This window comes from Dactylosporangium sp. NPDC050588 (genome assembly GCF_040654975.1).
Taxonomy (GTDB): Bacteria; Actinomycetota; Actinomycetes; order Mycobacteriales; family Micromonosporaceae; genus Dactylosporangium; species Dactylosporangium maewongense.
The window spans coordinates 1-13,806 of the sequence record NZ_JBFAJA010000042.1; the positions used below are offsets into that span (position 1 = coordinate 1).

At 75.1% G+C, this 13,806-nt stretch carries 2 protein-coding genes and 2 pseudogenes; 3 read left to right on the plus strand and 1 reads right to left on the minus strand.

Features of this window, described 5'->3' with window-relative positions; translation table 11 throughout:
* Positions 1–294: 294 nt before the first annotated feature.
* Positions 295–9,528 (plus strand): annotated as a pseudogene (locus AB0I21_RS27875) (type I polyketide synthase); the annotation flags it as partial.
* 164 nt (positions 9,529–9,692) lie between these two features.
* Here the strand turns inward: AB0I21_RS27875 and AB0I21_RS27880 are convergent.
* Positions 9,693–10,289 (minus strand): S8 family serine peptidase, encoded by a 597-nt coding sequence (locus AB0I21_RS27880; RefSeq protein ID WP_360565582.1) that lies wholly within the window; start codon positions 10,287–10,289, stop codon positions 9,693–9,695.
* Between AB0I21_RS27880 and AB0I21_RS27885 the strand changes: the two are divergent.
* Positions 10,234–13,059: pseudogene (locus tag AB0I21_RS27885) on the plus strand (SDR family NAD(P)-dependent oxidoreductase); the annotation flags it as partial. The gene AB0I21_RS27880 and the pseudogene AB0I21_RS27885 overlap by 56 nt on opposite strands.
* On the plus strand, positions 13,056–13,802 hold the full coding sequence (locus AB0I21_RS27890) for an alpha/beta fold hydrolase (RefSeq protein ID WP_360565493.1): 747 nt from the start codon (positions 13,056–13,058) through the stop codon (positions 13,800–13,802). The pseudogene AB0I21_RS27885 and the gene AB0I21_RS27890, both read left to right, overlap by 4 nt.
* The last annotated feature ends 4 nt before the right edge of the window (positions 13,803–13,806 follow it).

Genomic DNA, 13,806 nt, shown 5'->3' on the forward strand with positions numbered 1-13,806 from the left:
GCGTTCCACTCGGCACGCATGGACGGGATGCTCGACGCGTTCCGCGAGGTCCTCGCCACCGTGAAATTCAACAAGCCTTGGATTCCGATCGCGACCACGTCCACCGGCGACGTGACCGACCCGGAGTACTGGGTCGCGCAGGTCCGCGGCACGGTCCGCTTCGCCGACGCCGCCGACAGCCTGAAGGCGAAGGGCGTGACCAGGTTCTTGGAGGTCGGCCCGGACGGGGTGCTGTCGGCGATGGTCGACGGGATCCCCGCGATGCGGAAGGACCGCGACGAGGTCGTCACCCTCATGACCGCCGTCGCTCGCGCCCACGTCACCGGCTGGTCGCCGGACTGGACGCGGCTCCTGGCCGGCGGGCGCCGCGTCGACCTGCCCACGTACGCGTTCCAGCGGCAGCGGTACTGGCTCGACACCCCCGAGCGGGGCGGGCCCGGCATCGGGCACCCGCTGCTGACGACGGTCGTCCCGGTCGCGGGCGGCGACGGGGTCCTCGTCACCGGCAAGGCCTCCGTCCACCGGCACCCGTGGCTGGCCCAGCACGTCGTCCACGGCGTCGCGTACGTGCCCGGCGCCGTCCTCGTCGACCTCGCCGTGCGCGCCGCCGACGAGGCCGGCTGCGACCGCCTCGACGAGCTCGTCCTCGAGGCGTCCCTGCCGGTCCCCGCGTCCGGGACGGTGGAGCTGCAGGTCGCGGTCGGCGACCTCGACCGGCTCGGCTCCCGGCCGGTCACGGTGTTCAGCCGCGCCGCCGACGGGCCCTGGACCAGGCACGCCCACGGCAGTGCCTCCACCGGCTCGGCGCCCGCGGGAGAGCAGCTGGCGCAGTGGCCGCCGGCGGGCGCGGAACCCGTCGCCGTGGAGTCGCTGTACGAGCGTTGGGAGGAGGCGGGATTCGCCTACGGGCCGGCGTTCCAGGGGCTTCGCGCCGCGTGGCGGTCCGGAGACAGCCTCTACGCCGAGGTCGACGTCGAGCCGCAACCCGGCGACGACGAGTTCTGGCTGCGCCCCGCGCTGCTCGACGCGGCCCTGCACGGTCTCGCCCTCGGCGTCCTGCCGGGTCTCGACGGTGACCTGCTGCCGTTCGCGTGGAACGGGTTCACGCTCCACGCCACCGGAGCCCAGCGGCTGCGGGTGCGCCTCACCCCGACGGGTCGCCCGGGCGCCGTCACCATCCTGGCCGCCGACCCGACCGGCGCCCCGGTCGTCTCCGTCGACGCGCTCGTGATGCGGCCGACCGGCAAGGCCCCGACCGGCAAGGCCCCGACGGTCGAGGCCCCGACCGGCCAGACCCCGACGGTCGAGGCGGCGATCGGCACGGCCCCGACCGTCGAGGTGGCGACCGTCGAGCCGGCGGTGGCGGTACCGACGCCGCAACAGCGAACAGGAGCGGCCGCGGCCCGCAGAAGGACGGCCGCCACGGCGCCGGCCGGGAACGCCCTCGGGCAACGGCTCGCCGGCCTCACCGAGGCCGACCAGCGCACGCTCCTCACCGACCTGGTCCGCGAGCGCACCGCCACCGTCCTCGGCCACGCCGACGCGAGCGCCGTCGAGGCCGACCAGCCGTTCAAGAACCTCGGCGTCAACTCCCTCACCGCCGTCGAACTGCGCAACGCCCTCACCGAGGCCAGCGGGGTCCGGCTGCCCGCCACGCTCGTCTTCGACCAGCCGACCCCGGCCGCCGTCGCCGCGCACCTGCGGCAGGAGCTGCTCGGCCTGCCGGACGAGGTCGCCGAGCCGGAGACGGTGTCCGCGACGGTCGACGAGCCGATCGCGATCGTCGGCATGGCGTGCCGCTACCCGGGCGACGTCAACAGCGCCGACGACCTGTGGAACCTCGTCGTGGCCGGCGGCGACGCCATCACCCCGTTCCCGACGAACCGCGGCTGGGACGTCGAGGCGCTCTACAACCCAGACCCCGACGCGCCCGGCACCTGCTACGCGCAGGGCGGCGGGTTCCTGCACGACGCCGGCGACTTCGACCCCGCGTTCTTCGGCATCTCGCCCCGCGAGGCGCTCGCCATGGACCCGCAGCACCGGCTGCTGCTGGAGACCTCGTGGGAGGCCGTCGAGCACGCCGGCATCGACCCCGTGTCGCTGCGCGGCAGCCAGACCGGCGTGTTCGCCGGCGTCACCTACCAGGACTACGTCGGCCTGCTGATGCTCGCGAAGGAGTCCGCGGAGGGCCTGATCGGCAGCGGCAACTCGTTCAGCGTCCTGTCCGGCCGGATCGCGTACACGTTCGGGCTCGAAGGACCCGCCGTGTCGGTGGACACCGCCTGCTCGTCGTCGCTGGTCGCGCTGCACTGGGCGATCCAGTCGCTGCGCGCCGGCGACTGCACCCTCGCCCTCGCCGGCGGCGTCACCGTCATGTCGACACCCGTGTCGCTCATCGACTACAGCCGGCAGCGGGCCCTCGCCCCCGACGGGCGGTGCAAGCCGTTCTCCGCCGCCGCCGACGGCGCCAGCTGGTCCGAGGGTGCCGGCATGGTGCTCCTCGAACGGCTCAGCGACGCGCGGCGCAACGGGCACACCGTCCTCGCCGTCATCCGCGGCAGCGCCGTCAACCAGGACGGCGCCTCCAACGGTCTGACGGCCCCGAACGGCCCCGCGCAGCAACGGGTCATCCGCCGCGCCCTCGCCAGCGCCCGACTCGCGCCCGCCGACGTCGACGCGGTCGAGGCGCACGGCACCGGCACCCCGCTCGGCGACCCGATCGAGGCGCAGGCGCTCCTGGCCACCTACGGCCAGGACCGGGCCGCCGACCGTCCACTGTGGCTCGGCTCGCTGAAGTCGAACATCGGCCACCCGCAGGCGGCGGCCGGCGTCGGCGGCGTCATCAAGATGGTCCAGGCGCTGCGGCACGGGACGCTGCCGCGGACCCTGCACGTCACCGAGCCGTCCCCGCACGTCGACTGGACCGCCGGCAACGTCGAGCTGCTGACCGAGGCCCGGCCGTGGCCGGAGGCCGAGCGCCCCCGCCGCGCGGGCGTGTCGTCGTTCGGGATGAGCGGCACCAACGCCCACGTCATCCTCGAGGAAGCGCCTCCTGCCGAGGTGGCAGCCCCGGCGGCGACGCTGCCGGTGGTGCCGTGGCCGGTGTCGGCGCGGACCGCTGACGCGCTCGACGGCCAGGTCGCCAGGCTGCGCGGAATCACCGGTAATCCAACCGACGTTGGATTCTCCCTGGCGACGGGCAGGTCCACGTTCGACCACCGGGCCGTCGTGCTCGGCGACGCCGTGATCCGCGGCAAGGCCGCCGCCGGCGGCGGCAACGCGATGCTCTTCACCGGCCAGGGCGCGCAACGGCCGGGGATGGGTCGCGGCCTCCACGCCGCCTTCCCGGTCTTCGCGGAGGCCTATGACGCGGTCTGCGCGCACATCGAGGGCCTGCGCGACGTGGACGGGGCCGAGCTCGACGAGACCCGGTGGACGCAGCCTGCGCTCTTCGCGGTCGAGGTCGCCGTGTACCGGCTGCTGGAATCCTGGGGGCTCAAGCCCGACTTCCTCCTCGGGCACTCGATCGGCGAGCTCGCCGCCGCTCACGTGGCGGGGGTGTGGTCCCTGGAGGACGCCTGCAAGGTGGTCGAGGCCCGCGGAAAACTGATGGGCGCGCTGCCGAGGGGCGGCGCGATGGTCGCGATCCAAGCGTCCGAGCAGGACGTCCTCAACCAGCTGGTCGACGGTGTCGAGATCGCCGCCGTCAACGGCCCCGACGCGGTCGTCATCTCCGGTGACGAGACCGCCGTCGAAGCGGTGGCCGGGAAGTTCGAGAAGACGAAGCGGCTGCGGGTCAGCCACGCGTTCCACTCCGCGCGGATGGACGGGATGCTGGATGCGTTCCGCGAGGTCCTGCGGGGCGTGACGTTCAACCCGCCGGTCATCCCGATCGCCACCACCTCCACCGGTGACGTCACCGACCCGGAGTACTGGGTCCAGCAGGTCCGCGGCACGGTCCGGTTCGCCGATGCCGCGGCATCGCTGAAAACAGTCACGAGGTTCCTGGAGGTCGGCCCCGACGGCGTGCTGTCCGCCCTGGTCGACGGCATCCCCGCGATGCGCAAGGGCCGCGACGAGGCCACCACCCTGCTCACCGCCGTCGCGCAGGCGCACGTCACCGGCTGGTCACCCGACTGGACCAAGATCCTGCACGGCGGCCGCAAGACGGCCGTGCCCACCTACGCGTTCCAGCACAAGCAGTACTGGCCGACCATCGAACTGCCCAAGGCCGGCACCGCGACCGGGCACGCCGACGACGCGTTCTGGGCCGCCGTCGAAGCCGGCGACCTCAGCGACCTGCTCGGTGTCGACGCCGAGCCGCTCGTCCCGGCACTCGCCGCGTGGCGGCGCCGCAAGGACGAACACTCCACCGTGGACACCTGGCGCTACCAGATCCGCTGGCGCCCCGCCGCCCTCGACCAGACCGCCGCCCTCGACGGCAGCTGGCTGGTCCTGCACAACGGCGCCGAGGCCCTCGCCGGCCGGATCGCCGCAGGCCTCACCGCCGCCGGCGCCACCGCACAGCCGGTCACCGAGATCCCCGACGGCACGTTCGCCGGCATCGTCGCGCTGCAGGGCGACGACATCCAGTGGACGACGGAGCTGCTCCGCACGAGCGGCGACGCGAAGCTGTGGGTGCTCACCAGCGGCGCCGTGTCCATCGGCGCGTCCGACCCGCTGCGCGACCCGGTCCACACCGGCGTCTGGGGCCTCGGCCGCGCCGCCGCCCTCGAATACCCGCAGCGCTGGGGCGGCCTCATCGACCTGCCTGAGACCGTCGACGACCGCACCGTCCAGCGCCTCGCCGCCGTCCTGGCCGGGGCGGGCGACGAGGACCAGGTCGCCGTCCGCGGCTCCGGCGTCTTCACCCGCCGGCTCACGCACGCCCCCGCACCGCAGCGGCCCGCCGGCGCGCCCACCTGGAAGCCGCGCGGCACCGCGCTCGTCACCGGCGGCACCGGCGCGCTCGGCTCGCACATCGCCCGCTGGCTCGCCAAGAGCGGCGCCGACCACCTCGTGCTCACCAGCCGCCGCGGCGACGCCACCCCCGGCGCCGCCGAGCTGCGCGCCGAACTCGAAGCCCTCGGCGCCCGCGTCACCATCCCCGCCTGCGACGTCTCCGACCGCGCCGCCGTCGCCGCGCTCCTGGAAACGCTGCCGGACCTGCGGGTCGTCGTGCACGCCGCGGGTGTGCCGCAGTCGCAGGTCCTGGACGGCATGACCAGGGCCGACTTCGACACCATCCACGCGCCCAAGGCCGGCGGCGCCGCCCACCTCGACGAGCTGACCGACGGCCGCGACCTCGACGCGTTCGTGCTGTTCTCGTCGATCTCCGCGACCTGGGGCAGCGGCGGCCAGGCCGCCTACGCCGCCGCCAACGCGGTGCTGGACGGCATCGCCCAGCACCGCCGCGCCCGCGGCCGCGCCGCCACCGCGATCGCGTGGGGCCCGTGGGGCGGCGGCGGCATGGTCACCGCCGAGGAAGGCACGGAGGAGTTCCTGCGCCGCCGCGGCCTGCACGTCCTCGACCCGCAGCTCGCCGTCAGCGCCCTGCAGGGGGCGCTGGACGCCGACGAGACCACGCTGACCGTCGCCGACGTCGACTGGGCCCGCTTCGCGCCGGGCTTCACCGGCTCGCGGCCCAGCCCACTGCTCGGCGACCTGCCCGAGGTCGCGGCGCTGGACAGTGCCGACGCGCCCGTGGACGGCACCTTCCGCGACGAGCTCGCCGCGATGAGCCCCGCCGACCGGCACGCCACGCTGCTCGGCATCGTCCGCGCCGAGGCGGCCGCCGCGCTCGGGCACAGCGGCGCCGACGCCGTCGACGCGGAGCAGGCGTTCCGCGACCTCGGCTTCGACTCGCTCACCGCCGTCGAGCTGCGCAACCGGCTCAACGCCGCCACCGGACTCAAGCTGCCGGCGACCCTGCTCTTCGACCACCCGACCGCGACCGCGCTCGCCGCGCACCTGGCGACCGAGCTCGGCGGCACCACGGTCGCGGCGAAGCAGGAAGTCACGGCGTACACCGACGAACCCATCGCGATCGTGAGCATGAGCTGCCGCTTCCCCGGCGGTGTCAGCACCCCCGAAGCGCTGTGGGACCTCGTCGTCAGCGGCGGCGACGCCGTCAGCGGATTCCCCGCCGACCGTGGCTGGGACCTCGACGGGATCTACGACCCGGACCCCGACCACGCCGGCACCTCCTACGTCCGCGAAGGCGGCTTCCTGGACGGCGTCGCCGAATTCGACCCGCAGTTCTTCGGCATCTCCCCCCGCGAGGCGCTCACCATGGACCCCCAGCAGCGGCTGCTGCTCGAGGTCGCGTGGGAAGCGTTCGAACGCGCCGGCATCGACCCGCTGTCCGTCCGCGGCGAACGGGTCGGCGTGTTCGCCGGCACCAACGGCCAGGACTACATCGCGACCCTCGCCGCAGCGTCGGCGTTCGACGAAGGCTACGTCGGCACCGGCAACACCGCCGCCGTCATGTCCGGCCGGATCTCCTACACGCTCGGCCTCGAAGGCCCCGCCGTCACCGTCGACACGGCCTGCTCCTCGTCGCTCGTCGCGATGCACTGGGCCGCGCAGGCGCTGCGCAACGGCGAATGCGAGCTCGCCCTCGCCGGCGGCGTCACCGTCATGACCACACCCGGGTCGTTCATCGCGTTCAGCCGCCAGCGCGGGCTCGCCACCGACGGGCGGTGCAAGGCGTTCTCCGACGACGCCGACGGCACCAACTGGGGCGAGGGCGCCGGCATGGTTCTGCTCGAACGGCTCTCCGACGCGCAACGCAACGGCCACACCGTCCTCGCCGTCATCCGCGCCGCCGGGATCAACCAGGACGGCGCCTCCAACGGGCTCACCGCCCCGAACGGTCCCGCCCAGCAGCGGCTCATCCGGCAGGTCCTCGCCACCGCCGGGCTGCGCCCCGCCGACGTCGACCTGCTCGAGGCGCACGGCACCGGCACCAGCCTCGGCGACCCGATCGAGGCGCAGGCGCTGCTGGCGACCTACGGCCAGGACCGGCCCGCGGACCGTCCACTGTGGCTCGGCAGCGTCAAGTCCAACATCGGCCACACCCAGGCCGCCGCCGGCGTCGCCGGGGTCATCAAGGCCGTCCAGGCGCTGCGGCACCGGACCCTGCCGCCGACCCTGCACGCCGCGACACCGTCCAGCCACGTCGACTGGACCGCCGGCGCCGTCCGCCTGCTCACCGAGACCGCCGACTGGCAGTCCGCCCAGGGACCCCGCCGAGCCGGCGTGTCCGCGTTCGGGATCAGCGGCACCAACGGCCACCTCATCCTCGAAGAGGCCCCACAGGTCGCGGCCGCGGCAGGTGTACCGGCACCGCCCGCCGGCCCGGTCGCGCTGCTGCTGTCGGCGCGTGGCGAGGACGCCCTCACAGGACAGGCGGGGCAGCTCGCCGACCATCTCGACCGGCACCCGCACCTGCGCCCGGCCGACGTCGCCGCCACCCTCGCCATCGGCAGGGCACTGCTGACCGACCGTGCCGCCGTCGTCGGTACCGACGCCGAAACCCTCATCGCCGCACTGCAGGCCCTCGCCGCCGGGACGGGACACCCGGCCGTCGTGCGTGCCGCGACCGCGCGTCCCGGTCGCACCGCGATCCTCTTCACGGGCCAGGGCGCCCAGCGCAACGGCATGGGCGCGGACCTCTACGCCACCTACCCGGTGTTCGCTGCCGCGTTCGACGACGCCTGCTCCCGCTTCGACCTGGCCCTGGACCGGCCGCTGCAGGACCTCGCGTTCACCGGCGGCGACGCCCTCGACCGCACCGGCTACACGCAACCGGCCCTGTTCGCGTTCGAGCTGGCCATGTACCGCCTCGCGGAATCCGCCGGGCTGAGCGCCGACGCGCTCATCGGCCACTCCATCGGCGAGATCGTCGCCGCGCACGTCGCCGGGGTGTTCGACCTCGACGACGCCTGCCGCCTCGTCGCCGCCCGCGCCGGGCTCATGCAGGCCCTGCCCGCCGGCGGCGCCATGGTGGCGCTGCAGGCCACCGAGGACGAGGTGCTGCCGCTGCTCGACGACACCATCGGGATCGCCGCCGTCAACGGCCCGCGCGCCGTCGTCGTCTCCGGCGACGAGACCGCCGCCGAACGCATCGCCGCCCACTTCGCCGGGGCCGGCCGGCGCACCCGGCGGCTGCGGGTGTCGCACGCGTTCCATTCGCCCCGGATGGACGGCATGCTCGCCGAGTTCGCCCGGGTCGCCGCCACGGTCACCTACAGCGCGCCACGGCTGCCGGTGATCAGCAACCTGACCGGCACGTTCGCCGCCGCCGGAGACCTGACCGAGCCCGGGTACTGGGTCCGGCACGTCCGCGACGCGGTCCGCTTCGCCGACGGGATCGCCGCCCTGCACGCCGCCGGGTACACCCGCTTCGTCGAGGTCGGCCCCGACGCGGTCCTGACCGCCATGGCCCAGGACGGCCTGCCGCAGGACGCCACCTGCGTGGCGCTGTCCCGCCGGGACAAGCCGGAGACCGAGGCGTTCCTGCGCGGCGCCGCACAACTCGTCACCGCAGGGGTCGCCCTCGACCGCGCCGCCGCGTTCACGGTCCCGGGCGCGGTGCCCGCCGCCCTGCCCACGTACGCGTTCCAGCGCACCCGCTTCTGGCCGCGCCCCGGCACCGGCGTCTCCGCCGGGCTCGCCGGCGCCGGCCTGGCGACCGCCGACCACCCGCTGCTCGGCGCCGCCGTCACCCTCGCCGACACCGGCACCGTCGTGCTCACCGGCCGGCTGTCGACCCGCACCCACCCGTGGCTCGCCGACCACGCCTTGCATGGCGCGGGACAGTCCGGCGCGGTCATCGTCCCCGGCACCGCGCTGCTCGAACTCGCGCTGCGCGCCGGCGACGAGGTCGGCTGCCCGGTCGTCGACGAGCTCACCCTCGCCGCGCCGCTGACCCTGCCCGACCGCGGCGCGGTGGAGCTGCAGGTCCGGGTCGACCCGGCCGAAGGCGACGCAGACGCCCGGCCCGTCACGATCCACGCGCGGCCCGCCGACGGCGGCCACCCGTGGACCCTGCACGCCACCGGTGTGCTCACGACCGGTCAGCCGGACGCCGCCACGACGGCGGCGCAATGGCCACCGGCCGCTGCGGAGCCGGTCGACCTGGACGGGTTCTACGCCGGGCTCGCCGTCGCCGGGTTCCGCTACGGCCCGGTCTTCCAGGGCCTCGAAGCGGCGTGGCGGGTCGGCGACGACGTCTTCGCCGAGGTCGCGCTGCCCGGCGCCGCCGCCGGGGACGCCGACCGGTTCACCGTCCACCCGGCGCTGCTCGACGCGGCCCTGCACGCGGTCGCGTTCACCGGACTCGGCCGCACCGACCGCGGGCGGCTCCCGTTCGCGTGGACCGGCGTCACCGTCTACGCCGCCGGCGCGACCCGGCTGCGGGTGCGGCTGCAGACCCTCGGCGCCGACGCGGTGTCGGTGACCGTCGCCGATCCGGCCGGCGCCCCCGTCGCGACCGTGGCCTCCCTGACCCTGCGGGAACTGGCCGCGACCGCGCCCGCGCACTCCAACGTGGACGGTCTGCTCCGCCTGGACTGGCAGCCGCTACGGCTGGCAGCCGCCGAACCCCAGGCGCTGCGCTGGGCCGTCGTCGGCGAGGACCGCCTGGGCTTCGGCGCCGCGGCGGACGCCTCGGGCGTGCACCTGGAGTCCTACGCCGACCTCGCCTCCCTCGCGGCCGCCGCCGACAACGGTGCCCGCATCCCCGCGACCGTCTTCCACGTCAGCGCCGGCACCCCCGACACCGTCGCCGCCGCCCACGCGCTGACCGCGCGGGCGCTGGCGGACGTGCAGGAATGGCTCGAGAACCCGGCGTTCGGGGCGTCGCGGCTGGTGTTCCTCACCCGAGACGCCGTCGGCGACGACGTCCGCGACCCCGCCGCCGCGGCCGTGCACGGCCTGGTCCGGTCCGCGCAGTCGGAGAACCCCGGACACTTCGTCCTCGTCGACCTCGACACCTCCGCCGACTCCATGGCGGCGCTGCCCGCCGCCCTCGACAGCGGCGAACCCGCGCTGCTCCTGCAGGGCGGCACGGCCAGGATCCCGCGCCTCGCCACCGTCAACGGCACCGAGGAGCTCAACCCGCCGGACGGCCCGTGGCGGCTCATCCCCGGCGAGGACGGCACCCTCGAAGGCCTCACCGTCGAGCATGCCCGCGAGGCCGCCGGGGAGCTGCGCGCCGGCCAGGTCCGCATCGCCGTGCGGGCCGGTGGCGTCAACTTCCGCGACGTGCTCAACGCCCTCGGCATGTACCCGGGCGAGGCCGGCTCCCTCGGTCAGGAAGGCGCCGGCGTCGTCACCGAGGTCGGGCCCGGCGTCACCGGGTTCGCCGTCGGGGACCGGGTCATGGGCATGTTCCCCGGCGCGTTCGGGCCCGTCGCCGTCGCCGACCACCGCATGATCGTCGGCGTCCCGGCCGGCTGGTCCTACGCGCAGGCGGCGTCGGTGCCGCTGGTGTTCCTCACCGCGTACTACGCCCTCGTCGACCTCGGCGGTCTCCGCCCGGGGGAGCGGGTCCTCGTGCACGCCGCCGCCGGCGGGGTCGGCATGGCCGCCGTCCAGCTCGCCCGGCACCTCGGCGCCGACGTCATCGCCACCGCGAGCACCGGCAAGTGGCCGGTCGTGCGAGGGCTCGGCGTCGACGGCACCCACCTCGCCTCGTCGCGGACCCTGGCCTTCGAGCCGCAGTTCCTGGAGCTGACCGGCGGCGCCGGCGCCGATGTCGTCCTCAACGCACTCGCCCGCGAGTTCGTCGACGCGTCGCTGCGGCTGCTGCCGCGCGGCGGCCGGTTCCTGGAGATGGGCAAGACCGACGTCCGCGACGCCGACGCGGTCGCCGCCGCGCACCCGGGCGTGCACTACCGCGCCTTCGACCTCATCGAGGCCGGCCCCGACCGGATCGGCGTGATGCTCCGCGACCTCGTCGCCATGTTCGAGCAGGGGGTCCTCACGCCGCTGCCGGTCACCGCCTGGGACGTCCGCCGGGCCAGGGACGCGTTCCGGTACATCAGCCAGACCCGGCACATCGGGAAGGTCGTCCTCACCTTCCCGGCCCCGCTGCGCGGCGAGCACACCGCGCTCGTCACCGGCGGGACCGGCGGGCTCGGCGCGCAGGTCGCCCGGCACCTGGCGACCAGCGGGATCCGGCACCTGCTGCTGGCCAGCCGCAGCGGTGAACAGGCCGCCGGCGCCGCCGAGCTGCGCGCCGAACTCGCCGCGCTCGGCGCCGACGTGACCATCGCCGCCTGCGACGTCGCCGACCGGGACGCGGTCGCCGCGCTCATCGCGTCGGTGCCCGCCGACCGGCCGCTGACCGCGGTCGTGCACACCGCCGGCATCCTCGACGACGCCACCGTCGGCGGTCTCGACGCGGCTCGCCTGGCCGCGGTGCTGCGGCCGAAGGTCGACGCCGTCACGCACCTCGACGAGCTGACCGCCGTGCACGACCTGGCCGTGTTCGCGGTGTACTCGTCGGTGTCCGGGCTCATCGGTGGCGCCGGGCAGGGCAACTACGCCGCCGCGAACGCCTACCTCGACGCGTGGGCGCAGCGCCGCGCCGGCCGCGGCCTGCCCGCGACCGCGCTCGCCTGGGGTCCCTGGATCACCGCGAGCGGCATGACCAGCGACCTGACGGACGCCGACGTGCGCCGCATGTCCCGCGGCGGCCTGCGGCCCCTCGACCCGGCCCGCGGTCTCGCTCTGTTCGACGCCGCCGTGCGCCGCGCCGAACCGCTCGCCGTGCCGATGCTGCTGGACCTGCAAGCGCTGAAGGGCGACGCCGTCGCGCCGCTGCTGCGCGGGCTCGTGCGCGGGCCGGCGAGGAAGGCGGCCGGGCGGGGGACCACGGCCGGGGTGTCGCTGACCGAGCGGCTCGCCGCCGAGACCGCGGAAGGCCGCGAGACCCTGGTCCTCGACTTCGTCCGCGCCCAGGTCGCCGCGGTGCTCGGGTTCACCACCCCCGACGCCGTCCCGCCGGGACAGAGCCTGCTGGAGGCGGGCTTCGACTCGCTCACCGCCGTCGAGCTGCGCAACCGGATCGGCGCCGCCACCGCGCTGCGGCTGCCCCCGACGCTCGTCTTCGACCACCCGACCCCGGCCGCGCTCACCACGCACCTGCTGCAGCAGCTGGGCAGCGTGGTGGTGCGCAAGGCGGAGCCGGTCCAGGAGAGCCGGGAGGATGGCATCGGGGCGATGTTCCGCGACGCCTGCCGCAACGGGCAGGTCGACCAGGGCTACGCGCTGCTGCGCGCCGCCGCCGCGTTGCGCCCCACGTTCAAGGCCCGCGCCGACTTCGGCCGCGAGCTGCAACCCGTCAAGCTGGCGTCGGGCCCGGCCCGTCCGGTGCTGATCTGCTTCAGCTCGTTCGTCGCGCTCGCCGGGGTCCACCAGTACGCCAGGCTCGCCGCCAACTTCCGGGACACCCACGACGTGTGGGCGCTGTCGGTGCCGGGCTTCCTCACCGACGAGCGGCTCCCCGCCACGTGGGAGACCGTCACCGACATGCAGGCCGAGCTCGTCCGCGAATGCGCCGGCGACCGCCCCGCGGTGCTGCTCGGCTCGTCCGGCGGCGGGCTGCTCGCCCACGCCGCCGCGACCCGGCTGCAGGACCTCGGCGCCCCCGCCGCCGGGGTGGTGCTGCTGGACACCTACCCGGCGACCGAGGACTCGCCGCTGGCGAAGTTCCAGGCGGAGCTCATCGACGGCATGTTCGACCGGCAGGGCCTCTTCACCACCCTCGACTCGGCCCGGCTGACCGCGATGAGCTGGTACTTCGACCTGTTCGGCGGCTGGCGTCCCCGCGACCTGCGCACGCCGACGCTGCTGCTGCGCTCCTCGGAGCCGATCGTCGCCGCCGGCCCCGACGGGCCCTACGCCCGGCACGAGTGGCAGACCTCCTGGCAGGGCGCGGACACGACGCTCGACGTGCCCGGCAACCACTTCACGATGATGGAGCACCACGCCGGCTCGACCGCCCAGGCGGTGCGGCTGTGGGTCGACGATCTGAGAGGTTCACGATGACCAGTGACTTGTGGGTCCGCCGGTACCACCCCCGGCCGGACGCCCCGGTGCGGCTGGTGTGCTTCCCGCACGCCGGCAGCTCGGCGCCGTTCTACGTGCCGGTCTCCGCGAACGCCGGGCCCGGCGTGGAGGTGCTGTCCCTGCAGTACCCGGGCCGGCAGGAACGGCGCAACGAGCGGCTCGTCGACGACCTCGACACGCTCGCCGCGCAGTGCACCGACGCGGTGCTGCCGTGGCTGGACCGGCCGTTCGCGCTCTTCGGGCACAGCATGGGCGCCACCGTCGCATTCGAGGTGGCGCGGCGGCTCACCGCCAAGTCCCTCGAACCGGTCCACCTCTTCGTGTCCGGCCGCCGAGCCCCGTCGCGCACCCGCGACGAGCAGGTCCACCGCCGCGACGACGCCGGCATCATCGCCGAGATGAAGTCGCTCAGCGGCACCGACACCAGGATCTTCGACGAGGAGGACCTGCTGCGCGAACTTCTGCGGATCGTCCGCAACGACTACAAGGCCGCCGAGACCTACGCGTACACCGCGGGCGAGCCGCTGCGGTGCCCGGTCACGGTGTTCACCGGCCACGACGACCCGAAGGCCAGCGTCGAGGAGGCCGACGCCTGGCGCTCCCACACGACCGGGCCGACGGTGCTGCACGTGTACGACGGCGGCCACTTCTTCCTCACCCGGCACCAGGCCGCCGTCCTCGCCGTCGTCAGCGGGTCGCTCGCGCCCGCCACCACCGGCTGAAGGG

Excerpts from the sequence above, each read along its gene's own strand:
- AB0I21_RS27880 (WP_360565582.1), bottom strand. The coding sequence starts at position 10,289 with ATGCCGAGGGCGTTGAGCACGTCGCGGAAGTTGACGCCACCGGCCCGC.
- AB0I21_RS27890 (WP_360565493.1), top strand. The coding sequence starts at position 13,056 with ATGACCAGTGACTTGTGGGTCCGCCGGTACCACCCCCGGCCGGACGCC.